We start from the raw sequence: 24162 nt of genomic DNA on the forward strand, positions 1-24162 counted from the left end.
TTCTCAAGGATTGTGTATGAACCAGCTTCCCATCATCGACATCGCCCCGCTCTACATCGACGACCTTAACGCCTGGGCAACCGTGGCAAAGCAAATCGACCACGCCTGCCGCGAATGGGGCTTTTTCTATATCAAGGGTCACCCGATTTCCGCCGCGCGCATCAGCGCCGTGCTCGGCAGCGCCCAGCGTTTCTTCGCCCTGCCCACCGCCGAAAAACTCAAGATCGACATTACCCAGACCCGCCACCATCGCGGCTATGGCGCCATCGCCACCGAGCAACTTGACCCGAGCAAACCCAGCGACCTGAAAGAAACCTTCGACATGGGCCTGCACCTGCCGCTCGACCATCCGGATGTGCTGGCGGAAAAACCGTTGCGCGGCCCCAACCGCCATCCATCGCTGCCGGGTTGGGAGGCGTTGATGGAGCAGCACTACGTCGATATGCAGGCGCTCGCGCAAACCTTGTTGCGGGCAATGACCTTGGCGCTCGGCATCGAGCGGGACTTTTTCGACACGCGCTTTCGTGAGCCGGTCAGCGTACTGCGGATGATTCACTACCCACCGCGCCACACCGCCAGTTCCCGGGAGCAGCAAGGTGCCGGCGCCCATACCGATTACGGTTGCATCACCCTGCTCTACCAGGATGCCGCCGGTGGCCTGCAGGTCAGGAACGTAAAAGGCCAATGGATCGATGCCCCGCCGATCGAAGGCACGTTCGTGGTCAACCTCGGTGACATGATGGCGCGCTGGAGCAACGACCGTTACCTGTCGACGCCGCACAGGGTGATCAGCCCGTTGGGCGTGGATCGTTATTCGATGCCATTCTTTGCCGAGCCGCACCCCGACACCCGCATCGAATGCCTGCCCGGTTGCCAGGATGAGCAGCAGGCGGCGAAATACCCGGCCACCACTTGCGCCCAGTTCCTGCTCTCACGCTTCGCCGATACCTACGCTTATCGACGGGAACCGGAGGCGGCGGAATGAACCGCCTGGTCAGGTTTTACCAATTGTTGCGATGAGCATCTGTAGAATGGCGCCATTGCACCTGATGAGAACAGAATTATGTACGACTGGCTGAACGCCCTGCCCAAGGCAGAACTGCATTTGCACCTGGAAGGCTCGCTGGAACCTGAACTGCTGTTTGCCCTGGCCGAACGCAACAAGATCGCCCTGCCGTGGAACGATGTCGACACCCTGCGCAAGGCCTATGCCTTCAATAACCTGCAGGAATTCCTCGACCTGTACTACCAGGGCGCCGACGTGCTGCGTACCTCCCAGGATTTCTACGACCTGACTTGGGCCTACCTGTTGCGCTGCAAGGCGCAGAACGTGATTCACACCGAACCGTTCTTCGACCCCCAGACCCACACCGACCGTGGCATCCCATTCGAAGTGGTGCTCAACGGCATCGCCGCAGCGTTGAAGGATGGTGAGCAGCAACTGGGCATCACCAGCGGTTTGATCCTGAGTTTCCTGCGCCACCTGAGCGAAGAGCAGGCGCAGAAAACCCTCGACCAGGCGCTGCCGTTTCGCGATGCGTTTGTCGCGGTGGGCCTGGACAGCTCCGAGATGGGGCACCCGCCGAGCAAGTTTCAGCGCGTGTTCGATCGCGCCCGTGGCGAAGGTTTCCTGACGGTCGCCCACGCCGGTGAAGAAGGCCCGCCCGAGTACATCTGGGAAGCCCTCGACCTGCTGAAAATCCAGCGCATCGACCATGGCGTGCGCGCCATCGAAGACGAGCGCTTGATGCAGCGCATCATCGACGAGCAGATTCCGCTGACCGTGTGCCCACTGTCCAACACCAAGCTCTGTGTGTTCGATCACATGTCGCAGCACAATATTCTCGACATGCTCGAGCGTGGCGTGAAAGTGACCGTGAACTCCGATGACCCGGCGTACTTCGGCGGTTACGTCACGGAAAACTTCCACGCCCTGTATAGCGATCTGGGCATGACCCAGGACCAGGCCAAACGCCTGGCGCAGAACAGCCTGGATGCCCGGTTGGTGAAACCCTGAGACCGCCCGTCTACAGGGCCATTTCCAGCTCGGTTTGCTTGGCGAAACGGTGAATTTCTTTTTGCCCGGCGGCGGTGAGCTGCAGGGCACGAGAATCCACGGGCAAGCTCAACCAACCGGATTGCATGAACAGCTGCAACAACGCCGCACCCAGGGCACCGCCCAGGTGCGGGCGTCTTTCGCTCCAGTCGGGACACGCACAGGCAACCTTGCCGTTACGATGGGCCAGCGCCTGAATGAAGACACCGCGTGACGCCAACTGCGTCGAACCCTTGAGGGTGATCGTGACCCGTTGATCGAACTGTTCGATCCAGCCCGCCTCCAGCAGGCGCTGGTACAGATCGGCGGCCAGGGTGCCACCCAGATGGTCATCACAAAGCCGTGCGCGCAACAACGATGAACCCCTCGGCTGAGGTTTGGTCAAGGGAGCGGCGCGTTTGAAGATGTCCGGGATATCCTGCGGTGTGCTGGCCAGCGTGGCGCTGGCCAGGGCTTCAATCGCGACACCGACTTCGGGCGCAGCCAGGCGAAAGAAGCGCTTTCGCCCACGGGCTTCTACTTTCAACAGACCTCCGGCCAACAGCCGCCCCAGGTGTGCACTGGCCGAGGACGGTGACAGGCTGGCCATCAAGGCCAGTTCTTCGGTATGCCGCGCCGAACCGTCCATCAAGGCCCACATCATTGCGCTGCGCTTCGGGTCAGCCAGCAACGTGGCTATCTGGCTGATGCAAGGTGCATGTTCCATGTATTCACTCCCTGTTGAATCGTATCGTCCTGCTGCTCAGAGATATCTTGACCCGTCATGTGCCGTCGGCCAAACGTGGAAACTGCCATAAACCGGGCTCGCCCTTGCGATCGACGGTGCGTTCACCAGGCGAGGGTTAGTATAGGCCGGTTGGCCGCCAGATCCTGCTCCCGGCAAACCGCCGATGCTGATAGTTCCTGAGGGAAATTTCGCTTTTTGCCTGCGACTAATGATCGATGCTGGATAACCCCGGAAAATGACTACACAAGCGGGCGCATCGGCTGGCAAGCATTTCCCGCAACAGGTTCACCGGCTTGCTCAATTGTGCGCGATGGGCGCACAACAGATTCAGCGGCGCGCGCTCGCAGAGCAGTTCCGGCATCAGCACTTTCAAGCGCCCCGCGAGCACATCGGCGGCCACGTCGAGCCAGGATTTATAGGCGATTCCGGCTCCTGCCAGGGCCCACAAGCGCACGACATCGGCATCGTCACTGAAACGATCGCCACTGACGGTCAGACCGACCTCGCGCTTGCCGTCATGAAAACTCCAGTGGTCGTGAACCCGGCTGCCCAGCATGAACAGCAGGCAATTGTGCTGGGCCAGTTGCTCCAGTTGGCGCGGCTCGCCACGCCGGGCGAGATAGTCGGGCGCGGCACACAGCACACGACGATTGTGTGGGGCGATGGGCAGCGCCACCAGGCTGGAATCTTCCGGCTCGCCGTAGCGCAGGGCGATGTCCACTGGTTGGCGGAACAAATCGGCGATGCGGTCGCCCAGCAGCAGGCGCACGGTCAGCTTCGGGTGCTCGCGTTGAAACTCGTCCAGCCAGGGCAGCAACAGGTTGCGACCAAAGTCCGACGGTGCCGACAGCTGCAGGACGCCGCTGACCTGATCCTGGCCACTGGCCAACAAACGCCGGCCTTCATCGAGATGACTCAAGGCCGCCCGGGCGTATTCGAGAAAACCTTCGCCTTCAGCGGTCAGACGCAGGCTGCGGGTTGAACGGGCCAGCAGCCGGGCACCCAGCTGCTGTTCGATACGCTTCAACGCCGCGCTCGCCACCGCCGCCGACATGTCCATGCCCCGTGCGGCCGCAGACAGGCTGCCCAGGTCTGCCGCCCGGACAAACAACTGCAAATCATCGAATCGCAGCATGCGAACCTTTATTATCAAAAAAATGTTGAAAGAGACTGCTGTTTTAGCGGGTTTTATCTTGCATAGAAATAGCCAATCATCCGCCCCATCGAATCTTTCTTCAGATAGCTATTTGGGAGTCTTCCATGAAAGCCGTTGCCTACTACGCCTCACTGCCGATCAGCGATGAAAACGCCCTGCAAGACATCGAGTTGCCGGAGCCGGTCGCCGGCCCCCGTGACTTGCTGGTGGAAGTCAAGGCCATCTCGGTCAACCCGGTGGATACCAAGGTCCGGCAGAACGTCCAGCCTGAAGCCGGCGCGGCCAAAGTGCTGGGTTGGGACGTGGCCGGCGTGGTCAAGTCCGTTGGCAGTGAAGTGACATTGTTCAAGGCCGGCGACAAGGTCTTCTACGCCGGCTCCATCGCCCGCGCCGGGGGTAATAGCGAGCTACACGTGGTGGATGAGCGAATCGTCGGCCATATGCCGAAAACCCTCGGTTTCGCTGAAGCCGCTGCCCTGCCTTTGACGGCCATTACCGCGTGGGAGTTGCTTTTCGAGCGCCTGCAGGTGCGCGAAGGTAAAACCGATGAAGGCCAGAGCCTGTTGATCGTCGGTGCCGCCGGTGGCGTCGGCTCGATCCTCACGCAACTGGCCAAACAGCTCACGGGCCTGAACGTGATCGGTACCGCTTCGCGCCCGCAGACCCAAAGCTGGGTGAAGGCGCTGGGAGCCGATCAGGTGATCGACCACAGCCAGCCACTGAGCCAGGCCCTCAAGCAGACCGGCATCGATCAGGTAACCCATGTCGCCAGCCTGACCCAGACCGATCATCACCTGGATCAACTGGTCGAGGCGTTGGCACCGCAAGGCAAGCTCGCGCTGATCGACGACCCGAAAACCCTCGACGTGACCAAGCTCAAGCGCAAGAGCCTGTCGCTGCACTGGGAGTTCATGTACACCCGCTCACTGTTCGAAACCCCGGACATGATCGAACAGCACAAACTGCTCAACCGGGTAGCCGGGCTGATCGACGCCGGCACTCTGAAAACCACGGTTGGCGAACACTTCGGCACCATCAATGCGGCAAACCTGCGACGTGCCCATGCACTGCTGGAAAGCGGAAAATCCAAGGGCAAGATTGTGCTGGAAGGGTTTTAAGCGACTGCAGGAACTGCCCTCGGACTGCGATGTTTTTTGTTACAAACCGTCAGTCCGAGAGTTGAGCCTTGTCACATTAGCGTTCGTATTCAGGACTACAATCGAAGCCTCTGCGAGACAATCTTTTACTTGAGGAGGTCAGTAATGAAGATCCTGATAAAAGAATTGGCAAAGTCCCAGTGGCAGGTCCGCCTGGATCAACATACCGTCACCTTCCGCAGTGAAGCCGAAGCGCGCGCCTTCACCAATACCCTTGAAGCGCGATTGCACGCCCCTCACCAGATCCCCGACCGCCAACAGCGCGCTGTTGGCTGAGTCCGCCCTTAAACCTGGGCTTGCACCAGCGCCCGGGCATTTTGCAAACGCCGGGTGAGCAGCGCCGCGCTCACCACAAGAATCCCGCACAGGCTGATGACCATGGCCATCGGCATGGCGCTGCCGTCGTGCAAGACACCGACCAGCGCCGCGGCGCCTGCCGCGACACTGAATTGCAGGCATCCGAGCATCGCCGAGGCACTGCCGGCGCGGGCGCCTTGGCCGTTCATCGCACAGGCCGAGGCATTGGGCAGGATGCAACCCAGGCTTGCGATGCAGACGAACAACGGAATCAGCAACGGCCAGAGCTCTGCGGTGTGCAACGCACTGACGGCGAGCAGCACCAGGCCGGCACCGAGGTAAATCCACACGGTGCGTGTCAGCAGGAACGCCGGACCGCGCTTGGCCAACAGTCGCGCGTTCACCTGCGCCACCAGGATGAATCCCGCCGCGTTGGCACCGAAGAACCAGCCAAAATGTTCGGCCGGGACGCCATAGAGCTTGATGAAGATGAACGGCGACCCGGCGATGTAGGAGAACATGCCAGCAATGGCGATACCGCCCGTCATGGCATGGCCGAGGTACACCGGGTCCTTGAGCAAGCGCGCGTACTGATGCAACGCCCCGGCCAAGGGTTGGCGTGGCAAATGGGCGGGCATGCTTTCCGGCAAGCCCAATGCCACGGCCAGGCCTGCCAAGGCGCTGAAACCGGTGAGCGCCAGGAAGATCGATTGCCAGCCTGTGGTGTTGACCAGCAAGCCGCCGAGCATCGGCGCAAGAATCGGTGCCAGCCCCATCACCAGCATCAATTGCGAAAAGACTTTTGCCGAGCCCACCGCATCGCATTTGTCACTGACCACCGCCCGCGAGATCACCATCCCAGCGCAACCGCCCAGTGCCTGGATGAACCGCGCGCCGATCAGCCAGTCCAGGTTCGGCGCATACGCGCACGCCAACGAAGCAGCGGTAAACAGCCCGACGCCGATCAACAACGGAATGCGTCGCCCGAAACGGTCAGCCACCGGGCCGTAGGCCAGTTGACCAATGGACAAGCCAAGGAAATACGCGGCCAACGTCAGCTGAACGTGTTTTTCGTCGGTGCCAAAGGCGAGCGCCATCGCCGGGAACGCCGGCAGATAGAAATCGATCGCCAGCGGACCGAAAGCGCTCAAGGCGCCAAGAATCAGGATTGTGCGAAAATTCATCAGGCATCCCATGGGACAGAGGTCGGCAGGCCGACAGTCTAGCCGCGCAAGGACGCCTTGAACATTAAGTTAGCTCGCTAACTATTAAAAAATCAGGCCAACTTCACGCAATAGCCTTCTTCACTGATGAGCTCGATCACTTGCTCGGTGCTCAATGCGCTCTCGACGCCGACTTCCCTGGCCGCCAGATCGACCCGCACACTCGCCGCCGGGTCCCTGGCCTGCACAGCCTGGGTGATCGCCTTGACGCAGTGACCGCAGGACATGCCTTCAACGTTGAACACTTGCATGGATGACTCCTTTAATGGGGCGTTTGAATGAGGTGACCTACAGTCTCGAGCTTGCCACCATGGCAAGGTCAAGTTCTGAAATGCCCTGCCGGGCTGGAAATCGGCTTCGCGCTCGGCCAAGCTGCGTTCATCTACGACTTGATCCCAGGAGATTCAGCCATGCGCTGGTCAACTTTCAGCCTGTTTGGCCTGCTCAGCCTTTTCACCGCCACAACCCCGGTCAGTGCCGCCGGGGAGGATTATGGCGTACTGATCATTTCCCGCGAGCGCCTGGAAGTCGCAACCAGCTGCGAAATCGGCGTGTACATCCAGGACCAGTTGGCGGCGCGGCTGTTCCAGGAGCAAAGCACTTCGTTCAACTTGCCGCCAGGCAATGTGTCGCTGCGCCTGAAGCTGCTGCCGGGCCAGGCACCGGGGTGCAACCCGGGCATGCTCGCGCCGGGTTCGCAAGACATTCAGCTCAAGGCCGGTGAGGTGTTGAAGTACCGGATTGCGATGACGCAGGACGGGATGTATCTCAAGCGCGCAGGACTCGGCTACTGATTTCCACCGACCTGTAGGAGCGAGGCTTGCCCGCGAAGAACGATAACGCGGTGCAGCAGATAAACCGCGGCGCCCGGTTCGCCGGCAAGCCTGGCTCCTACAAGCTTGATATCGCACAACGATCTTTGTGCTTGACCTTGCCAGCATGGCAAGGTTGATCCTGTAGACATCTTCTACAGGGAGCGTGACCGATGTCCGAATCCACTACTTTCGATCTGCCGATTGCCGGCATGACCTGCGCCAGCTGCGCCGGGCGTGTCGAGCGCGCCTTGAGCAAAGTCACCGGTGCCAGTGCCGTCAGCGTCAACCTGGCCACCGAGCAGGCCCGGGTTCAAGCGCCGGTCGATAGCCTGCCGGCCTTGATGGAGGCGGTACAAAAAGCCGGTTACAGCGTTGCGCAACAGCGCCTGGAACTGAGCATCGACGGCATGACCTGCGCCTCCTGCGTCGGCCGGGTCGAACGGGCACTGAACAAGGTGCCGGGGGTCAGAAGCGTCAGCGTCAACCTGGCCAATGAACGTGCTCATCTTGAGCTGCTCGGGCAGGTCGATCCGCAAACCCTGATCGGCGCCGTAACCAAGGCCGGCTACACCGCCAGCGTCTGGCAAGACGATCATCCACACATCGACACACAGCAAACCCGACTGTTGCGCGAGCGCTGGGCCTTGATCGCGGCCATCGCCCTCGCCTTGCCGCTGGTTTTGCCGATGTTACTGCAACCGTTTGGCGTGCACTGGATGCTCTCCGCCTGGGCACAGTTCGCCTTGGCCACGCCGGTGCAATTCATCTTCGGCGCGCGGTTCTATGTGGCCGCCTGGAAAGCCGTGCGTGCCGGTGCTGGCAACATGGACCTGCTGGTCGCGCTGGGCACCAGCGCCGGTTATGGCTTGAGTGTCTACGAATGGGCCACCGCCGCCGGGCGTATGCCGCACCTGTACTTCGAAGCCTCGGCCGTGGTGATTGCCCTGGTGTTGTTGGGCAAGTACCTGGAAAGCCGCGCCAAACGCCAGACTGCCAGCGCCATTCGTGCCCTGGAAGCGCTGCGCCCGGAGCGGGCGGTCCAGGTGGTCGACGGCCGCGAGCAGGAGGTTGCGATCAGCGCCCTGCGCCTCAATGATCTGGTATTGGTCAAACCCGGTGAACGCTTCCCGGTGGACGGTGAGGTGGTCGACGGCCAGAGCCATGCCGACGAAGCGTTGATCAGTGGCGAAAGCCTGCCGGTGCCCAAGCAACCGGGCGACAAGATCACCGGCGGCGCGATCAATGGTGAAGGCCGGTTGCTGATACGTACCCAGGCACTTGGCGCGGAAACGGTGCTGGCGCGCATCATTCGCCTGGTTGAGGACGCTCAGGCGGCCAAGGCACCGATCCAGAAACTGGTGGATAAAGTCAGCCAGATCTTCGTGCCGGTGGTCCTGCTGCTGGCACTCGCGACCTTGATCGGCTGGTGGTTGTACGGCGCGCCGCTGGAAACCGCGTTGATCAATGCCGTGGCCGTGCTGGTGATCGCCTGCCCTTGCGCACTGGGCCTGGCCACGCCAACGGCGATCATGGCCGGCACCGGGGTGGCGGCGCGTCATGGAATCCTGATCAAGGACGCCGAAGCGCTGGAACGTGCCCATGAAGTCAGTTCGGTGGTGTTCGACAAAACCGGCACCCTGACCTCTGGCGCCCCGCGCATCGCCCACTTGAGTGCGATCGACGGTGACGAAACAACCCTGCTACAACTGGCCGGGGCCTTGCAACGCGGCAGTGAGCATCCGCTGGCCAAGGCTGTACTGGATGAATGCGCACAACGCGGCCTGATCGTGGTCGATGTCAGCGACAGCCAGTCCCTGACGGGGCGCGGCATTGCCGGCAGTCTTGATGGCCGTCGGCTGGCGCTGGGTAATCGGCGTCTACTGCAAGAGAGCGGATTGAGCGCAGGTGAATTGGCCGATTCGGCAACGGCCTGGGAAACCGAAGGCCGGACCCTGTCCTGGCTGGTCGAGCAAAGCCCTGCACCGCGAGTACTGGGATTGTTCGCTTTTGGTGACACGCTCAAGCCTGGTGCGCTGCAAGCCGTGCAACGACTCAGCGCACGCCATATCAGCAGTCACCTGTTGACCGGCGACAACCGTGGCAGCGCCAAAGTGGTAGCCGATGCACTGGGCATCAAGGACGTACACGCCGAAGTGCTGCCGGCAGACAAAGCGGCCGAAGTCGCCACGTTGAAGAAAAACGGTGTGGTGGCGATGGTCGGCGACGGCATCAACGATGCGCCTGCACTGGCCGCGGCGGATATCGGCATTGCCATGGGGGGCGGCACCGACGTGGCCATGCACGCCGCCGGGATCACCCTGATGCGCGGCGATCCGCGATTGGTACCCGCGGCGCTGGAGATCAGCCGCAAGACCTACGCGAAGATCCGGCAGAACCTGTTCTGGGCCTTCGTCTATAACCTGATCGGTATTCCTTTGGCGGCCTTCGGTTACCTCAACCCGGTGCTGGCCGGTGCGGCGATGGCGTTGTCGAGTGTGAGCGTGGTGAGCAATGCGCTACTGTTGAAAACCTGGAAACCCGAGGATCTGGAGGACAACCGATGAACATCGGCCAAGCGGCCCGCCACAGCGGCCTGAGTGCGAAGATGATTCGTTACTACGAGTCCATCGGCCTGCTCAAGGCGGCCCATCGCACCGACAGCGGCTACCGGGTGTATAGCGACGATGACCTGCATACGCTGGCGTTCATCAAGCGTTCCCGGGACCTGGGATTTTCCCTGGAGGAGGTCGGCAAGCTGCTGACCCTCTGGCAGGACCGCCAGCGTGCCAGTGCCGATGTGAAGGCGCTGGCCCGGCAGCATATCGATGAGTTGAACCAGAAGATCCGTGAGCTGGGGCAACTGCGCGATACGTTGCAGGATCTGGTCGAGCATTGTCAGGGGGATCATCGGCCGGATTGTCCGATTCTCAAGAGTCTGGAGTCGGGGTGTTGTGCAGAACCGTCGAATATTTAAGCGCCTGTGACATACCGTAACGCCCACGTTCGTTCCCACGCTCTGCGTGGGAATGCATCCCGTGACGCTCTGCGTCACATTCAAAAGCGGAACGCGGAGCGTCCCTGGCGGCATTCCCACGCAGAGCGTGGGAACGATCACCCACAAAAAAACCGATCACTGCATCCAGGGCGGAGGCGGCTCTTCGGTTTTGCCCGGTGGCGCATCGTCTGCGGCACGCGCCGCTTGCTTGCGCTCTTCATCCAGGCGTGCGGCCTCGATCTCGCGCATGATGCCGCCGACGTCAGCCAGCTCTTCCGGTTCGTCGAACTCGCCGGTCAGGACACTGGCCGGGTGCAAGGTACCCGCCTCGTACAAAGCCCACATCTCCTTGGCGTACCGGGTCTTTTTCAACTCTGGCGCAAACCGTCCGAAATAGGACGCCATGTTGCCAACGTCCCGCTCAAGCATGCTGAACGCGTGGTTGTTACCCGCTGCGTCAACCGCTTGCGGCAAGTCGATGATCACCGGGCCGGTCGGGGTCAACAGCACGTTGAACTCGGACAGGTCACCGTGCACCAGGCCGGTGCACAGCATCAGCACGATCTGCGAAATCAGGAACGCGTGGTATTCGCGCGCCTGATCCGGCTCCAGCACCACGTCATTCAGGCGCGGTGCCGCATCACCGTACTCGTCGGCCACCAGTTCCATGAGCAGCACGCCCTCAAGGAAGTCATACGGCTTGGGCACCCGCACACCGGCATTGGCCAGGCGAAACAGCGCCGCTACTTCGGCGTTCTGCCAGGCGTCTTCGGTTTCCTTGCGGCCAAACTTGGAACCCTTGGCCATGGCCCGGGCCTGTCGGCTGTTGCGCACCTTGCGGCCTTCCTGATACTCGGCCGCCTGACGAAAACTGCGTTTATTCGCCTCCTTGTAGACTTTCGCGCAACGTAACTGGTTGCCGCAGCGCACCACATAAACAGCTGCTTCTTTACCACTCATGAGTGGGCGCAGCACCTCGTCGACCAGACCGTCCTCGATCAGGGGTTCAATGCGTTTTGGAGTCTTCATCAGCTTTTATTGTGGGTCCTTTATTACCAAACACGCGAAAGTCATTCGTTATACGGCAATCCATCCATTCGGGGGAGGGGGTGCCGACGTACCGTTCGCGTGATTTTTCAAAACAGCCCTCAATTTCCGCAGTCAACAGCCGAAGTCCTAAGTGACAAAGTGATTTGTCCGACAATCGTTTTTACAACAATAACGATGCCGCACTCAGGGAACCGGGATCAACAACGTTTACGGCTGCCAATAAACCGCGAGTCATCTGCACTGCGTGGGCCTACAAGAAAATCTGGAGCGCGGATGAACATCAAACAGAAACTGACCTGGGCGTTTGCAATCATCGCCTGCTTGCCGGTGGTACTGGTCGCCACCCTCGTCGTGCTGAACTTGCGCAGTGATGCCAAGGACGAATTCGTCGATAACAGCGGTCGCGAAATCCGTCAGGTCAGCAATGCCATGCAATTGTTCTTCGACGGCATCAGCCAGAACGTCGAGTACCTGGCCCGGCAACCGCTGATCACCCACTCCGACGACAGCCTCAAGACCTACATGAACGCCAACGCCGCCAGCATTCCCCAGGGCGAAATGGACAAGAAAGTCTTCGGCTTCCTGCAAGACCTGGGCAACGCCCATCCGTCTTACGCCTACGTCATCCTCGGCACCGCGGCCGGTGGTTACGTGTCGTGGCCGGACGACGCCAAACTGGCCAACTACGACCCGCGCCAGCGCCCCTGGTACAAGGCGGCCCAGGCCAAACCGGGCAAGCCGTTGCGTACCGAAGCCTATTACTGGGCGGAAAATGATACGTCCTACGTCAGCACCGTACGCACCATCGACAACAAGCTGGGCACCAACGGCGGCGTGGTCAGCATCGACGTGTCGCTCAAACAGCTCACCGAACTGGTCAAGCAGATCAAGCTCGGCGAAACCGGCTACCTGATGTTGCTGGAAAACTCCGGCACCGTACTGGTCGACCCGAAGCAACCGGAACACAACTTCAAGGCCTTGAACAGCCTGGGCGAGGGCTACGCGCAACTGGCCAAGGCCGGCAAAGGCCTGGTCGAAGTCGAACTCAATGGCGAGCGCTACATGGCCAACGTCTGGCCGTCCGAGCAACTGGGCTGGACCTTCATCGGCTTGATCAAGCAGAGCGATGTGATGAGCACCGCGACGCAACTGACCTGGTTGATCGCGATCATCGCCGCGGTACTGGCCGTGATCTTCGCCATCGTCGGCGCCAGTTTCGCCAGCGTCATCGTGCGACCGATCCGCAGCGTGGCCGACGGCCTGGAAGGCATCGCCCAAGGTGAAGGCGACCTGACCAAGAGCCTGCAAATCCGCGGCAACGACGAAACCGCGCAACTGGCCAACTGGTTCAACCAGTTCCTGACCGCGATTCGTAACCTGATCCAGAGCATTGGTGGCGCCGCGACCAGCATCCTGGCCACCTCCAGGAGCTCGACCCAAGTCTCCAGCGACATGGCCGAAGCCGCTGGGCGCCAGCGCGAGGCGGTGGACATGGTGTCCACGGCATTCCACGAAATGGTCGCCACCGCCAACGAAGTGGCGCGTTCCTGCAGTCAGGCGGCCGAGTCCGCCGACAGCGGCCAGCGCCAGGCCCGCGAAGGCCAGCAGCAGATTGACGCGGCCGTCAGCAGTGTCGATCGCCTGAGCCAGGAAATCGAACAATCCGCCCAGTCAATGCAACAGCTGGAGCGCGACAGCAATGACATCCAGTCGATCCTGGGGACCATTCGCTCGATCGCCGAGCAGACCAACCTGCTGGCGCTGAACGCGGCCATCGAAGCCGCGCGGGCCGGTGAACAGGGCCGTGGTTTTGCGGTGGTGGCCGATGAAGTGCGGGCACTGGCCAAGCGCACGGCCGACTCCACGGCGGAAATCGACGGGCTGCTCGGCAACCTGGCCAAGCGCACCAGCCAGGTGACCCAACAGATGCATGCGAGCCTGGAGGTGTCCCAACAATCGGTGACGCGCATCGGTGAAGCGCGCAACAGCTTCGGGCAGATCCGCGAGTCGGTGGACGTGATCCGCGACATGAACACCCAGATTGCCACTGCAGCGGAGCAACAGCATCAGGTGGCCGAAGACATCAACCGGCACATCAGCCAGATCCATGGCGATGCGCAATTGGTGGCGGAACTGGCGAACTCGGCGCGCCTGGATTCCCAGAGCCTGGCCGGGTTGTCCAATGAGCTGGATGGGTTGGTGCGCCGCTTCCGTACCTGATTCGCCAATCCCTCGGGCCGCTTCGCGGCCAATCGCTGGCAAGCCAGCTCCCACAAGGACAGTGAAAACCCTGTGGGAGCTGGCTTGCCAGCGATGGGGCCATCACTGCCGGAACAATTCTCCCGGGGTAAACCCGAACAGGCTCTTGAACGCCGCAATAAACGCCGACGTCGAGTCATACCCACAGGCCAGCGCGGCGTTGGTCACGCTGTCGCCCTCCTCCAGCAGACTCAACGACGACAGCAAGCGCATACGCTGGCGCCAGCCACGAAAACTCAGCCCGGTTTCCCGCTGGAACAGGCGCATCAGGGTTTTTTCCGACGTACCCAGGCGCTCGGCCCATTCGTGCAAGGTCACATTGCGCTCGGGATTTTCGATCAGTTCGTTGCACAACCCCAGCAACCGTTCATGACGGGGCAACGGCAGGGAAAACCCGACTTCCGGCAACGTCGCCAACTGATCGAGTAATACACTCACCAGCCGCGCTTGCGGGCTGTCACCCTGTGGATATTCCACTGGCAGCAGGCAAAAACTCTTGATCAGCTCCCGGGCCAGCGGCGTCACTTCCAGTACCCGGCAACGCCCGTCTGCCCACCCGCAATCCTCGCGACGCACATACAGGCTGCGCATCTCGGCGCGCATCGAGGTCACGACCTGATGATCAAGGTCCGCCGGAATCCAGATACCCCACTGTGGCGGCGCGAAGAAACTGCCCTCGGCGGTGTGTACGCCGAGCACGCCACTGATGGCATAGGAAAACTGCACCCAGTCATGACGATGGGACGGCGTCCACGACCCGGCGTTGAGGCTCTCTACCCGGGCGTACAGCGGACGCGGCAGTGTTATGAGGGGTGGGATGCTGCGTTCGAGAGAAACCTGTCCGTTAGTCGGCATTGCCTGGCCTTGTATTGCGAGACGGCTGATGGGCCGACGTTAGGCCATGTCACCCCTCTATTCAACACCGGACATTATTGTGGGAGCTGGCTTGCCAGCGAAGGCCTCCTTGAATTCTGCACTGGTCTCCAGGACGCCTTCGCCGGCAAGACGGTCTCCTACAAATATCGTTAACGCTCGATGATGGCGGTCACCCCTTGACCGCCCGCGGCGCAGATCGAAATAAGCCCACGCCCCTTCCCCGCCGTATCCAGCAACTTCGCCAGATTGGCAACAATGCGCCCGCCCGTGGCGGCAAACGGGTGCCCCGCCGCCAGTGAGCTGCCTTTGACATTCAGCCGGCTGCGGTCAATCGAGCCCAGCGGCGTGTCGAGGCCGAGGCGGGTTTTGCAATACTCGGGGTCTTCCCAGGCCTTCAAGGTGCACAGCACTTGCGCGGCGAAGGCTTCATGGATTTCGTAGTAATCGAAATCCTGCAGGGTCAGGCCATTGCGCGCCAACAAACGCGGCACTGCATACACCGGCGCCATCAACAGGCCCTCGGCGCCGTTGACGAAATCCACCGCCGCTGCCTCGCCATCGCGCAGGTAGGCCAGGACCGGCAAGCCACGTGCATTCGCCCATTCTTCGCTGCCCAGCAGCACCAGCGAGGCGCCATCGGTCAGCGGCGTGGAATTGCCAGGAGTCAGGGTGCCGTTTGCGCTTTTTTCGAAAACGGGTTTGAGCGAGGCGAGTTTTTCCAGGGTCAGGTCCGGGCGCAAATTGTTGTCGCGGGTTAGGCCGAGAAACGGCGTCATCAAATCGTTTTGCCAACCTTCGGCATAGGACGCGGCCAGCTTCTGATGGCTCTCGAGCGCAAATTGATCCTGCTCTTCACGGGCAATGTTCCAGGTCTGCGCCATCAACTCGCAATGCTCGCCCATGGACAATCCGGTGCGCGGCTCGCCATTGCGCGGGAACTCGGGGATCAGATGCCGGGGGCGCAACTGCAGGAAGGGTTTGAGTTTTTCAACGGTGGTGTTGGCGCGATAGGCTTGTAGCAGAATCTTGCGCAGCCCATCGCTGACACTGATCGGCGCGTCCGAGGTGGTGTCGACGCCACCGGCGATGGCGCAGTCGATCTGGCCCAGGGCAATTTTGTTCGCCACCAGCAGCGCAGCTTCCAGCCCGGTGCCGCAAGCCTGCTGAATGTCGTAGGCCGGGGTAGTGGGCGACAGCCGCGAACCGAGCACACATTCGCGTGTGAGGCTCATGTCCCGCGGCAACTTGAGGACGGCCCCGGTAACTACTTCGCCAAGGCGCAAGCCATGCAGGTTGTAGCGTTCGATCAGGCCTTCGAGCGTGGCCGTGAGCATGGCCTGGTTGCTGGCGGTGGCGTACGGCCCGTTGGAGCGAGCGAAGGGTATTCGGTTACCACCGATGATCGCGACGCGACGCAGCTGAGTCATGAAAAGCTTCCTATTCTGTGAAGGCCATTACCCGCAAGCGTAGGCCTTTTCCAGTGAATCGAACGACTGATTGCCATTCATGGTCCACACTTTGAACCTCATCTGCTGGAGCGCGTTCCATGTCCGACCGCTATATCGACTTCGCCAATTCGTCCATCGGCCATCGACTGGTCGGTGCCATGGGCCTGCCTTCGCCGGTACGCCTGGAACGCTGGCAAGCGGGCCGATTGCGCCCTGTCGAAGGTGCTTTGCTGATTGGCGGCGGACCACTGGCGGAAAAGGTCAGCGCCTTCGCCAACCGCCTGACGGACGCGATCTACTCCTACGGCACCGAACCCTCGATGGCGACCGCGTGGATTCCCGGACACGGCCCGAAGCTCAAGGCCGTGGTGTTCGATGCCAGTGACCTGGTGCAGGCAGACCAGCTCAAGCAACTGCGCGAGTTCTTCCAGCCGCTGATGAAAAATCTCGACCACAGTGCGCACCTGGTAATCCTGGGACGTGACCCGCGAACCTTGAGCGACCCGTTCGCCGCCAGCACCCAGCGCGCCCTCGAAGGTTTCAGTCGCTCGCTGGCCAAGGAGCTGCGCAGCGGTGGCACCTTGCAGCTGATCCATGTGGGCGAGGGTGCCGAGGATCAACTGGAAGGACCGCTGCGGTTTTTCCTCTCACCGAAAAGCGCCTTCGTGTCCGGGCAAGTGATTGGCCTGACGGCCTGCGACACCCAGGTGACGGACTGGACGCGCCCGCTGGCCGGGCGCAAGGCGCTGGTCACCGGCGCTGCGCGGGGCATTGGCGCCGCCATCGCCGAAACCCTGGCCCGTGACGGTGCAGAAGTCATCCTGCTCGACGTGCCCCCGGCCAGGGCCGATCTCGACGCCCTCGCCGCACGCCTCGGCGGGCGTGGTATCACGCTGGACATCTGCGCCGAGAATGCCGCGACGGAATTGGTGGAACAGTTGCCCGACGGCATCGACATCGTGGTGCACAACGCCGGCATCACCCGGGACAAAACCCTGGCCAACATGACCCCGGAGTTCTGGGACGCGGTGCTCGCCGTCAACCTCAACGCCCCGCAAGTGCTGACCAAGGCCCTGCTCGACAGTGGCACCCTGCGCGACGATGGCCGGGTGATTCTGTTGGCGTCGATCAGCGGCATCGCCGGCAATCGCGGACAAACCAACTATGCGGCGAGCAAAGCCGGCCTGATTGGCCTGGCACAGGCGTGGGCGCCGCTGTTGCATGGGCGGGGCATCAGCATCAATGCCGTGGCGCCGGGTTTCATTGAAACCCAGATGACCGCACACATTCCCTTCGGTCTGCGCGAAGCCGGACGACGCATGAGCTCATTGGGCCAGGGCGGCCTGCCGCAAGACGTCGCCGAATCAGTGGCCTGGCTCGCGCAACCGGGCACGGGCGCGTTCACCGGCCAGGCATTGCGTGTCTGCGGGCAAAGCGTCCTGGGGGCCTAGGCATGATCATCAATTGGCACACACTCAACCGCGAACCCAGCCTGCCGGGGCTGTATGTGCAGGCGGCGACGCGGCGCAAAATCACCGGCACCACCCTGCCCCATTCGGGCTTGCGCTGCTGGCTCGATGTCGATCCAACGCGCCTGGCGGCCTATCGCAAGGTCTGCGGCTTCGCCGACAACAGCCTGCTGCCACCCACCTATCCGCACATCCTTGCATTCGCCTTGCAGATGCAATTGCTTACAGCCCGGGACTTTCCGTTCCCGCTGCTGGGGCTGATTCACCTGAGCAATCGCATCCGCGTGCTGCGGCCCATGGGTGGGGTCCATCGAGTGCGGGCCAGCGTGTGCGTGGAGAACCTGCAACCCCATGCGAAGGGCGCGACCTTCGATCTGGTGACCACGCTGGATGATCAATTGGGACCGCTCTGGGAGGCGCAAAGCCAGATGCTTTGCCGAGGGGTGAAGCTTGAGGGCGAGCCCGTCGAGGAGGTGCTGGCCTCAACGCTGGCACTGACGCAGGTCGCCCAATGGACAGCGCCTGCGGACATCGGCCGCCAGTACGCCAAGGTATCCGGCGACTACAACCCGATTCACCTGAGTGCGGCCAGCGCCCGGATGTTCGGTTTTCCCTCGGCGATTGCCCATGGGCTTTGGAACAAGGCCCGCACCCTGGCCGCCCTCGCCGAGCATCTGCCGGCCGCGAATATCGAGATTGCGGTGCAATTCAAAAAACCAGTGCGCCTGCCCAGTGAGGTGACGTTACTGGCCAGCGCCGCAGGTTCAAGTGGGGATCTGCAACTGGTGGGGGTCGGTGAGCTGGAGCACATGGTGGGCCATTGGCGGCCGATTGCCTGACAAGAATCGGGCGACATATACCTTGTAGGAGCACGGCTTGCCGGGCTCCTACAGATTTTCGTCTGGGCCATAACGGAATCAGCGCCTGGCAAACTCCCCCAGAGGCTGCGGGAACAGGTTATTCAGCGTCTCCAGCAACCGCACGTGATAGATCGGCTTGCGAAACAGGTCCAGCACCTGCAACCGCAACATGTCACTGACATCCTCCATGTCGGCATGCCCGGACATCACGATCACCGGCAGATGCTGGCGCGCCGTGTGCTCGCGCAAGCGCTTGATCAACGACATGCCACTCTCTTCCGGCATGCGCAAGTCGGTGATGACCAGCGCGATGTCCGGATTGCGTGTCAGATGCTGCAGCGCCAGCTTGACCGAGGTCGCGGTAAAACAATTGAAACCCTCACCCTCCAGCAATTCCGCCAGCTCAAGCAACGCATCTTCCTCGTCATCGACCAGGAGCAGTTGTTGGCGCGGCAGTGCGGGAGCGTTCATTGGCAACACCTGGAATAGACTAAGCGCTGACATTAGAACCCACTCGTTGCATTGGCAAGTTGCCGGTACGACCCCTGATAGTCACTCACAAGGCGTTTTTGATACTGGTGAACATCGCGGTAAGGTCAGTCCCGATGCCACCACTGAGCCCGGCAATCACCACTGCGACCATCGCGGCGACGATGGCGTACTCGATACCCGAGGCCCCCTCGGTATCCTTGGCCAGCCCTTTGTAAAAAGCGATTTCGGATTTGACCTTTTGAACCAGCTTGGCGAATGACATGAGGTTCTCCTAGACGACACCGAGTGTTGCACCGACGCAACATGATTCCCCTGTGCCAGCACCAGCATTGTCGGCATTCCCCCGCCAAACAACTGTAAAAACGCATTAACACGAAAGTATTAATAGGTTCGTTGACGTCAAAAAACCTTTGTTTTGAGCTGAACTTCGATTTTTCGTTAGAAATTTCCTGCCGGGTAATGGCGTTTTGCTCTAGCTGCGCTACTGTCCAATAGCGAAATAGTTCCATGTTCATAGCTGCCTGATTGCGAAGTTGTCTCGTTGCGCAAAACGAGTTCTTGGTGCAGCAGGATAGGGAGTGCCTTCATGAACAGTCGTGTCATCCTTGGCCTTGCCGGACTGTCCCTGGCGGGCGCGGTCATTGCCGGTTACTGGGGTTTCACCTTGACCCGTGAACCGACCGCCACACCTGTTGCGCAAGCCTCGACCGCCTCCTCGACACCCGCTACTCCCGCAGCTGTTCCCCAGCCAGAAGAGGACACGCGCCAACCGATCGTGGTGTTGCTGCATGACATCGCGCCGTTCGTGCAAATCACCGCCGCCGATGTGGCCCTGGAAAAACTGCGGACCGTCCCGGCCGGCAGCCTGACCCGACTCGATCAAGCCATTGGCCGTACGCCCTGGCGCGCCCTGAGCGCCGGTAGCTGGCTCAACGACGAAAGCTTTGAGGGCGGCGGCAAGCTGGCGCGGATGATCCGGCCCGATGAGCGCGCGCTCGCCGTGGCCGTGGATGAAGTGATCAATGCCGGTGGGCAATTGACCCCCGGGGACTATGTCGATGTGCTGCTGTTCCTGCGCATGGACAACCTCAATCTTCAGCCCTCGGCCCAGCTCGCGGTCCCGGCCTTGCGCGTCCTGGGGGTGGGCGAGCAATTGGGACTGACCAACGACGGCCACCCCACCAGCCCGGCGCATGGCAACGATGAAAAACTCCGGCAGGAGCAACAGCGCGCCAGCGCCCGCACCGTGCTGCTCGCCGTCCCCGAACCGCTGGTGAGCCGCTTGATGCTCGCCGCGCAAGCCGGGGTGTTACGCCTGGCCGTGCGCAGCGCCGAGGAAAAACGCCTGGCGCGTTACTGGGCCGGTGAACGCGATTCCGCAGCCAACATCGCCAACGCAAATCGGGACTTGATCCAGTTCAACCAGTTGGCCATGACCGCGCCGCCCAGGCCTGTGGTCGCCAGTAGCGCAGTCGCGCCGCGCCGGTCGAGTGTGGAAGTCATCCGCGGCAACGAAACCACGCCAAAGTCCCCCTGAATCGAGCAAGGAAACGCTTCAATGCGCAGACGTAGTACGCCGTTGTTCAACGGCTTGATCTGGGCCACCTTGCTGAGCGGCATGTCGGTGACGGCAGCCATGGCTGCCAACGGTAATTGTGCAGCGCTGGGCCCCTTGCCAGCGGTGCTGGAAGTGGGCGAAGGCCTGCAACAGGAAGTGCAATCGCCCGTGGCAATCACCCGGATCGCGGTGGGCGACCCGAAAATCGCCGACGTGCGAGTCAATGGGAGCCAGGCGTTCCTGCTCACCGGCATGGGCTCCGGCGCCACCAGCCTGATGGTCTGGACCGCCTGTGCCAGCGCGCCGCGCCAAAGCATGGTGTTCGTCCAGGGACGCGCGACGGCGGCCATGACCAGTGCCAGACAGTCACCCTCCGATGATCCGCTGCTGCCATCGCAAGTGCAGACCGACATCCGCTTCGTCGAAGTCAGTCGCACCAAGCTCAAGGAAGCCAGTACTTCGATCTACGGCAAAAACTCCAATTTCCTGTTCGGCTCCCCCGGTACCGTCCCCAACACGGCGGTGACCCCGCGGGTGTTCCCGTTGCGCAACCTCGATCCACGGATTGCCGTGCCGAGCATTCCGCTGGCCAACGACATGTTCAACATCGTCGCCGGCGGCGGCAACTTCCTGGCCATCATCAATGCCATGGAAAGCAGTGGCTTTGCCTACACCCTGGCGCGGCCGAGCCTTGTGGCAATCAGCGGGCAAAGCGCAAGTTTCCTGGCGGGCGGTGAAATTCCTATCCCGATCCCCAGCGCCAACAGCAACAGCTACTCCATCGAATACAAGGAGTTCGGCATCCGCCTGACGCTCACGCCAACAGTGGTCAGCAATGACCAGATCGCCCTCAAGGTCGCTCCCGAGGTCAGCGAACTGGATTACAACAACGCGGTGACCATCGGCGGCACCACGGTGCCGGCGTTCACCATTCGCCGCACCGACACCAGCATCTCCCTGGCCGATGGCGAAAGCTTCGTCATCAGCGGCCTGATCAGCACGCAAAACACCTCGCAGGTGGACAAGTTTCCGGGGCTGGGCGACATACCGATACTCGGCGCGTTCTTTCGCAGCTCCTCGATCAATCGCGAAGAACGGGAACTGCTGATGATCGTCACGCCGCACCTGGTGCAGCCGTTGGCGGCCAATGCGCAACTGCCGTCGCTGCCGGGAGAAAAACTGCGCAACTACGACCCCAACTGGTATCGCCTGTACTTCCTCGAAAACGGTGACTTCGATAAACGCAGCGGGCTATCGCAATGAGCCAGAACCTGAGCCAGACCTTCCTCGCGATCACGCGCAACAGCACCGACCTTGAATGGCTGCAAGGCGCGCTCGCCCCCTTGGGCCAGGTGGTCAGCGCCGGTGGCGGCAGCCTCGACGAACTGCTGGCACTGGTCGACGTGACCCTGGCCGGCCTGGTGTTCGTGGGTCTTGACCGTGAACACGTGGTGGCCCAGTGCGCACTGATCGAAGGCGCCCTGGAAGCCAAGCCACGGTTGGCCATCGTCGCGCTGGGCGACGGCATGGACAACCAGCTCGTACTCAACGCCATGCGCGCCGGGGCCCGGGACTTCGTGGCCTATGGCTCGCGTTCCAGTGAAGTCGCCGGGCTGGTGCGGCGCCAGAGTAAGCGCCTGCCACCGGTGGTGCCCAATACTCACCTGGGCGGCCTGACCGTCCTGTACGGCGTGCAGAGCAACGCGGACGGCGCACTGCTGGCCAACCACATGGCGCAGGTGGTGCAAAAAAGCGGTCAGCAAACGCTGCTGCTCGACCTCGGCCTGCCCCGGGGAGACAGCCTGGCCCTGCTGGGCCTGGAGAGTTCGTTTCATTTCGGTGATGCCCTGCGCAACTTGCGCCGCCTCGACGCGACGTTGATCGACAGCGCCTTCACCCGTTGCGAAGCCGGGCTGCGGATCCTCGCCTACGCCACCCAGGATGAACCGCTGGAACACACCAGCGCCGCCGAGCTGTACATGCTGCTCAGCGCCCTGCGCCAGCACTTCCAGCACATCGTCGTGAACCTCACCGGCCAGCCCGACAGCGAAGCCCTGCGCACCTTTGTCAACCATTGCGACAAGCTGCTGTGGTACACCGACCAGAACGTGCTCGACTGCCGCCGCAACCTGGCGGTCCTGAACATGTGGCGCGAAAAAGGCATGAAGCTCGATCACGCCAGGCTGCTGGTGGATCGCTACCTGCGCAGCGTTGCGCCAGACTCCGAAGCCTTGAGCAGAAGCTTCGGCATGGAGGTCATCGCCACCCTCGCCTACAGCCCCGAGGTGCGCTTGAACGCCAAGAACCAGGGCGTGCCCCTGTTCGAACTGGCCCCCCGGGAAGCGCTCACCCAAAGCCTGCGCAACCTCGGCGAACACCTGGCCAAACGCTCCGAAAACCTGGCCAAGCCCAAGTCCTGGTTCAGCCGTTTGAGAGGTACGCCATGAGCGGCGAAAAACTGTTCGGTGCAACGCACCGCGGGGTGGCCGGCAATACCGACCACGAAGGCCTGAAGCTGGTGCTGCACCGCTACATCATCGACGCCATCGAGGAGTCCGGGAAAAACCTGCTGGAAGGCTCGCGCCAGGTGCTGGCGCAGTTCGTCATCGACAAAGTCGCCGAATACATCGCGCGCCTGCACCTGGCGATTTCGCGCTATGAGATGGAGCGCCTGGCCGAAGAAATCGTCGACGAACTCACAGGTTTCGGCCCGCTGGAGGTGCTGCTGCGTGATTCGGCCGTCACCGAAATCCTGGTCAATGGCCCACACCGCGTGTTCATCGAGCGCGATGGCGTGCTGCATCAGAGCGACTTGCGTTTCATCGATGCGCACCATGTCGAGCGCGTCATCCAGCGCATCCTCGCGCCCCTGGGCCGGCGGCTCGACGAGTCTTCGCCGATGGTCGACGCACGCCTGCCCGACGGCAGCCGGGTCAATGCGATCATTCCACCGATTGCGCTCGACGGCCCGTGCCTGTCGATTCGAAAATTCCGCCAGGACATGCTTAACAGCACCGATCTGATGGCCATGCAAACCATCGACCAGGCGATCTACGCATTCCTGCAAGAGGCCGTGGACAAGCGCTGCAACATCCTGATCAGCGGCGGCACCGGCACCGGCAAGACCACGCTGCTGAACATTCTCAGCCAGTTGATCGACCCCCACCAACGGCTGGTGACCATCGAAGACGTCGCCGAACTGCAACTGGGCCACCCTCACGTGGTGCGCCTGGAAACCCGGCCGCCGAATGCCGAGGGCCATGGCGAGGTGAAAGCCAGCGACCTGATTCGCAACGCCCTGCGGATGCGCCCGGACCGGATCATCCTCGGCGAAATCCGCGGTGTCGAAGTGGTCGACGTGCTAACGGCGATGAACACCGGTCACGATGGATCCATGAGCACCGTGCACGCCAACAACGCACAGGATGCGTTGCTGCGCCTGGAAACCCTGGTCGGCCTGACCGGTCGCAGCATTGCCGAAAGGACCTTGCGCCAGATGATCTGCGCGGCGCTGGACGTGGTGATCCAGTTGACGCGCATGCCCGATGGCCGCCGCTGCGTCAGCGAAGTGGTCGAGGTAATCGGCATCCGTGAAGACGTGTACGTCACCAATACGCTGTTCCGCCTCGACCGCCGCAGCGGTTTCGGTTTCATGCGCGAGGCGGTCAACCCTGCCGGTGACAAACTGCGTCGCGAGTCGGCGCTCTCTTGCGCAACGTATTGA

Annotated in this window: 23 protein-coding genes and 1 pseudogene; 15 read left to right on the forward strand and 9 right to left on the reverse strand. The window is 61.8% G+C overall.

Going from position 1 to position 24162, the window contains the following annotated elements; translation table 11 throughout:
- Positions 1-16: 16 nt before the first annotated feature.
- Together ACIO0C_RS17310 and ACIO0C_RS17315 are read left to right on the forward strand one after the other, a co-directional pair.
- Positions 17-985 carry a 2-oxoglutarate and iron-dependent oxygenase domain-containing protein gene (locus ACIO0C_RS17310; RefSeq protein WP_401314013.1) on the forward strand — a complete coding sequence of 323 codons (969 nt, stop codon included), beginning with the start codon at positions 17-19 and terminating at the stop codon, positions 983-985.
- A gap of 78 nt (positions 986-1063) precedes the next feature.
- A complete protein-coding gene (locus ACIO0C_RS17315; protein ID WP_401314015.1) occupies positions 1064-2017 on the forward strand; it encodes an adenosine deaminase in 954 nt (317 codons plus the stop codon).
- A gap of 10 nt (positions 2018-2027) precedes the next feature.
- Here the strand turns inward: ACIO0C_RS17315 and ACIO0C_RS17320 are convergent, their stop codons facing one another.
- Positions 2028-2762: a transcriptional regulator gene (locus ACIO0C_RS17320; RefSeq protein WP_401314016.1), complete on the reverse strand. Its 735-nt coding sequence runs from the start codon at positions 2760-2762 to the stop codon at positions 2028-2030.
- Positions 2763-2988: 226 nt separating this feature from the next.
- A complete protein-coding gene (locus tag ACIO0C_RS17325) occupies positions 2989-3918 on the reverse strand; it encodes a LysR family transcriptional regulator (protein WP_401314018.1) in 930 nt (309 codons plus the stop codon).
- A 125-nt stretch (positions 3919-4043) separates the two neighbouring features.
- Here ACIO0C_RS17325 and ACIO0C_RS17330 point away from each other — a divergent pair, with 125 nt between their 5' ends.
- Positions 4044-5057: a zinc-binding alcohol dehydrogenase family protein gene (locus tag ACIO0C_RS17330; RefSeq protein ID WP_401314020.1), complete on the forward strand. Its 1014-nt coding sequence runs from the start codon at positions 4044-4046 to the stop codon at positions 5055-5057.
- Positions 5058-5201: 144 nt separating this feature from the next.
- Positions 5202-5372: a hypothetical protein gene (locus tag ACIO0C_RS17335; protein ID WP_401314022.1), complete on the forward strand. Its 171-nt coding sequence runs from the start codon at positions 5202-5204 to the stop codon at positions 5370-5372.
- Positions 5373-5380: 8 nt separating this feature from the next.
- Here ACIO0C_RS17335 and ACIO0C_RS17340 read toward each other — a convergent pair whose 3' ends face one another.
- Together ACIO0C_RS17340 and ACIO0C_RS17345 are read right to left on the reverse strand one after the other, a co-directional pair.
- Positions 5381-6577, reverse strand: coding sequence for a multidrug effflux MFS transporter (locus ACIO0C_RS17340; protein WP_401314024.1), 1197 nt, complete (start codon positions 6575-6577; stop codon positions 5381-5383).
- 92 nt (positions 6578-6669) lie between these two features.
- On the reverse strand, positions 6670-6867 hold the full coding sequence (locus ACIO0C_RS17345; RefSeq protein WP_401314026.1) for a cation transporter: 198 nt from the start codon (positions 6865-6867) through the stop codon (positions 6670-6672).
- Between the two features lie 159 nt (positions 6868-7026).
- On the opposite strand from ACIO0C_RS17345, the gene ACIO0C_RS17350 reads away from it, so the two are divergent.
- The 3 genes from ACIO0C_RS17350 to cueR all read left to right on the forward strand — a co-directional run bounded on the left by ACIO0C_RS17350 (position 7027) and on the right by cueR (position 10405).
- The gene (locus ACIO0C_RS17350) at positions 7027-7410 is read left to right on the forward strand and encodes a hypothetical protein (RefSeq protein WP_401314027.1); all 384 of its coding nucleotides are present in this window, start codon (positions 7027-7029) and stop codon (positions 7408-7410) included.
- A gap of 191 nt (positions 7411-7601) precedes the next feature.
- Positions 7602-9995 carry a heavy metal translocating P-type ATPase gene (locus tag ACIO0C_RS17355; protein ID WP_401314029.1) on the forward strand — a complete coding sequence of 798 codons (2394 nt, stop codon included), beginning with the start codon at positions 7602-7604 and terminating at the stop codon, positions 9993-9995.
- The gene (gene cueR, locus ACIO0C_RS17360; protein WP_020796348.1) at positions 9992-10405 is read left to right on the forward strand and encodes a Cu(I)-responsive transcriptional regulator; all 414 of its coding nucleotides are present in this window, start codon (positions 9992-9994) and stop codon (positions 10403-10405) included. Before ACIO0C_RS17355 ends, cueR begins: the two co-directional genes overlap by 4 nt.
- Positions 10406-10561: 156 nt before the next feature.
- Here cueR and ACIO0C_RS17365 read toward each other — a convergent pair whose 3' ends face one another.
- Positions 10562-11455, reverse strand: coding sequence for a PA4780 family RIO1-like protein kinase (locus tag ACIO0C_RS17365; protein ID WP_008066229.1), 894 nt, complete (start codon positions 11453-11455; stop codon positions 10562-10564).
- 294 nt (positions 11456-11749) lie between these two features.
- On the opposite strand from ACIO0C_RS17365, the pseudogene ACIO0C_RS17370 reads away from it, so the two are divergent.
- Both ACIO0C_RS17370 and ACIO0C_RS17375 read left to right on the forward strand, forming a co-directional pair.
- Positions 11750-12838, forward strand: a pseudogene (locus ACIO0C_RS17370) (cache domain-containing protein); the annotation flags it as partial.
- Positions 12839-12967: 129 nt separating this feature from the next.
- Positions 12968-13696, forward strand: coding sequence for a methyl-accepting chemotaxis protein (locus tag ACIO0C_RS17375; RefSeq protein WP_370628334.1), 729 nt, complete (start codon positions 12968-12970; stop codon positions 13694-13696).
- A gap of 102 nt (positions 13697-13798) precedes the next feature.
- On the opposite strand, the gene ACIO0C_RS17380 is transcribed toward ACIO0C_RS17375, so the two are convergent.
- Both ACIO0C_RS17380 and ACIO0C_RS17385 read right to left on the reverse strand, forming a co-directional pair.
- Complete coding sequence (locus ACIO0C_RS17380) at positions 13799-14590, reverse strand: AraC family transcriptional regulator (protein WP_401314031.1); 792 nt, start codon at positions 14588-14590, stop codon at positions 13799-13801.
- Positions 14591-14760: 170 nt separating this feature from the next.
- A complete protein-coding gene (locus ACIO0C_RS17385; protein ID WP_401314033.1) occupies positions 14761-16038 on the reverse strand; it encodes an acetyl-CoA C-acetyltransferase in 1278 nt (425 codons plus the stop codon).
- A gap of 119 nt (positions 16039-16157) precedes the next feature.
- Here ACIO0C_RS17385 and ACIO0C_RS17390 point away from each other — a divergent pair, with 119 nt between their 5' ends.
- A complete protein-coding gene (locus ACIO0C_RS17390; protein WP_401314034.1) occupies positions 16158-17510 on the forward strand; it encodes a 3-oxoacyl-ACP reductase in 1353 nt (450 codons plus the stop codon).
- A 2-nt stretch (positions 17511-17512) separates the two neighbouring features.
- Complete coding sequence (locus tag ACIO0C_RS17395) at positions 17513-18367, forward strand: MaoC family dehydratase (protein WP_401314036.1); 855 nt, start codon at positions 17513-17515, stop codon at positions 18365-18367.
- Between the two features lie 78 nt (positions 18368-18445).
- Here the strand turns inward: ACIO0C_RS17395 and ACIO0C_RS17400 are convergent, their stop codons facing one another.
- The gene (locus ACIO0C_RS17400) at positions 18446-18859 is read right to left on the reverse strand and encodes a response regulator (protein ID WP_180204116.1); all 414 of its coding nucleotides are present in this window, start codon (positions 18857-18859) and stop codon (positions 18446-18448) included.
- A gap of 85 nt (positions 18860-18944) precedes the next feature.
- A complete protein-coding gene (locus ACIO0C_RS17405) occupies positions 18945-19142 on the reverse strand; it encodes a Flp family type IVb pilin (RefSeq protein ID WP_020799213.1) in 198 nt (65 codons plus the stop codon).
- A 324-nt stretch (positions 19143-19466) separates the two neighbouring features.
- Between ACIO0C_RS17405 and cpaB the strand changes: the two genes are divergently transcribed.
- Genes cpaB through ACIO0C_RS17425 form a run of 4 tightly spaced genes read left to right on the forward strand, consistent with a single transcriptional unit; the run spans position 19467 to position 24162 of the window.
- A complete protein-coding gene (gene cpaB, locus ACIO0C_RS17410; protein WP_401314039.1) occupies positions 19467-20417 on the forward strand; it encodes a Flp pilus assembly protein CpaB in 951 nt (316 codons plus the stop codon).
- 21 nt (positions 20418-20438) lie between these two features.
- Positions 20439-21701, forward strand: a complete 1263-nt coding sequence (locus ACIO0C_RS17415) for a type II and III secretion system protein family protein (RefSeq protein WP_401314041.1) — start codon at positions 20439-20441, stop codon at positions 21699-21701.
- Positions 21698-22885, forward strand: coding sequence for a CpaE family protein (locus ACIO0C_RS17420; RefSeq protein WP_401314043.1), 1188 nt, complete (start codon positions 21698-21700; stop codon positions 22883-22885). The genes ACIO0C_RS17415 and ACIO0C_RS17420 overlap by 4 nt, the downstream gene beginning before the upstream one ends.
- Positions 22882-24162, forward strand: coding sequence for a CpaF family protein (locus ACIO0C_RS17425; RefSeq protein WP_401314045.1), 1281 nt, complete (start codon positions 22882-22884; stop codon positions 24160-24162). The genes ACIO0C_RS17420 and ACIO0C_RS17425 overlap by 4 nt, the downstream gene beginning before the upstream one ends.

It is taken from the genome of Pseudomonas sp. NPDC087336 (assembly GCF_044744285.1).
GTDB lineage: Bacteria > Pseudomonadota > Gammaproteobacteria > Pseudomonadales > Pseudomonadaceae > Aquipseudomonas.

What these genes read in the sequence shown, in the direction of transcription:
- ACIO0C_RS17310 (WP_401314013.1), top strand. Translation starts at nt 17, where the DNA reads ATGAACCAGCTTCCCATCATCGACATCGCCCCGCTCTACATCGACGAC.
- ACIO0C_RS17315 (WP_401314015.1), top strand. Translation starts at nt 1,064, where the DNA reads ATGTACGACTGGCTGAACGCCCTGCCCAAGGCAGAACTGCATTTGCAC.
- ACIO0C_RS17320 (WP_401314016.1), bottom strand. Translation starts at nt 2,762, where the DNA reads ATGGAACATGCACCTTGCATCAGCCAGATAGCCACGTTGCTGGCTGAC.
- ACIO0C_RS17325 (WP_401314018.1), bottom strand. Translation starts at nt 3,918, where the DNA reads ATGCTGCGATTCGATGATTTGCAGTTGTTTGTCCGGGCGGCAGACCTG.
- ACIO0C_RS17330 (WP_401314020.1), top strand. Translation starts at nt 4,044, where the DNA reads ATGAAAGCCGTTGCCTACTACGCCTCACTGCCGATCAGCGATGAAAAC.
- ACIO0C_RS17335 (WP_401314022.1), top strand. Translation starts at nt 5,202, where the DNA reads ATGAAGATCCTGATAAAAGAATTGGCAAAGTCCCAGTGGCAGGTCCGC.
- ACIO0C_RS17340 (WP_401314024.1), bottom strand. Translation starts at nt 6,577, where the DNA reads ATGAATTTTCGCACAATCCTGATTCTTGGCGCCTTGAGCGCTTTCGGT.
- ACIO0C_RS17345 (WP_401314026.1), bottom strand. Translation starts at nt 6,867, where the DNA reads ATGCAAGTGTTCAACGTTGAAGGCATGTCCTGCGGTCACTGCGTCAAG.
- ACIO0C_RS17350 (WP_401314027.1), top strand. Translation starts at nt 7,027, where the DNA reads ATGCGCTGGTCAACTTTCAGCCTGTTTGGCCTGCTCAGCCTTTTCACC.
- ACIO0C_RS17355 (WP_401314029.1), top strand. Translation starts at nt 7,602, where the DNA reads ATGTCCGAATCCACTACTTTCGATCTGCCGATTGCCGGCATGACCTGC.
- cueR (WP_020796348.1), top strand. Translation starts at nt 9,992, where the DNA reads ATGAACATCGGCCAAGCGGCCCGCCACAGCGGCCTGAGTGCGAAGATG.
- ACIO0C_RS17365 (WP_008066229.1), bottom strand. Translation starts at nt 11,455, where the DNA reads ATGAAGACTCCAAAACGCATTGAACCCCTGATCGAGGACGGTCTGGTC.
- ACIO0C_RS17375 (WP_370628334.1), top strand. Translation starts at nt 12,968, where the DNA reads ATGGTGTCCACGGCATTCCACGAAATGGTCGCCACCGCCAACGAAGTG.
- ACIO0C_RS17380 (WP_401314031.1), bottom strand. Translation starts at nt 14,590, where the DNA reads ATGCCGACTAACGGACAGGTTTCTCTCGAACGCAGCATCCCACCCCTC.
- ACIO0C_RS17385 (WP_401314033.1), bottom strand. Translation starts at nt 16,038, where the DNA reads ATGACTCAGCTGCGTCGCGTCGCGATCATCGGTGGTAACCGAATACCC.
- ACIO0C_RS17390 (WP_401314034.1), top strand. Translation starts at nt 16,158, where the DNA reads ATGTCCGACCGCTATATCGACTTCGCCAATTCGTCCATCGGCCATCGA.
- ACIO0C_RS17395 (WP_401314036.1), top strand. Translation starts at nt 17,513, where the DNA reads ATGATCATCAATTGGCACACACTCAACCGCGAACCCAGCCTGCCGGGG.
- ACIO0C_RS17400 (WP_180204116.1), bottom strand. Translation starts at nt 18,859, where the DNA reads ATGAACGCTCCCGCACTGCCGCGCCAACAACTGCTCCTGGTCGATGAC.
- ACIO0C_RS17405 (WP_020799213.1), bottom strand. Translation starts at nt 19,142, where the DNA reads ATGTCATTCGCCAAGCTGGTTCAAAAGGTCAAATCCGAAATCGCTTTT.
- cpaB (WP_401314039.1), top strand. Translation starts at nt 19,467, where the DNA reads ATGAACAGTCGTGTCATCCTTGGCCTTGCCGGACTGTCCCTGGCGGGC.
- ACIO0C_RS17415 (WP_401314041.1), top strand. Translation starts at nt 20,439, where the DNA reads ATGCGCAGACGTAGTACGCCGTTGTTCAACGGCTTGATCTGGGCCACC.
- ACIO0C_RS17420 (WP_401314043.1), top strand. Translation starts at nt 21,698, where the DNA reads ATGAGCCAGAACCTGAGCCAGACCTTCCTCGCGATCACGCGCAACAGC.
- ACIO0C_RS17425 (WP_401314045.1), top strand. Translation starts at nt 22,882, where the DNA reads ATGAGCGGCGAAAAACTGTTCGGTGCAACGCACCGCGGGGTGGCCGGC.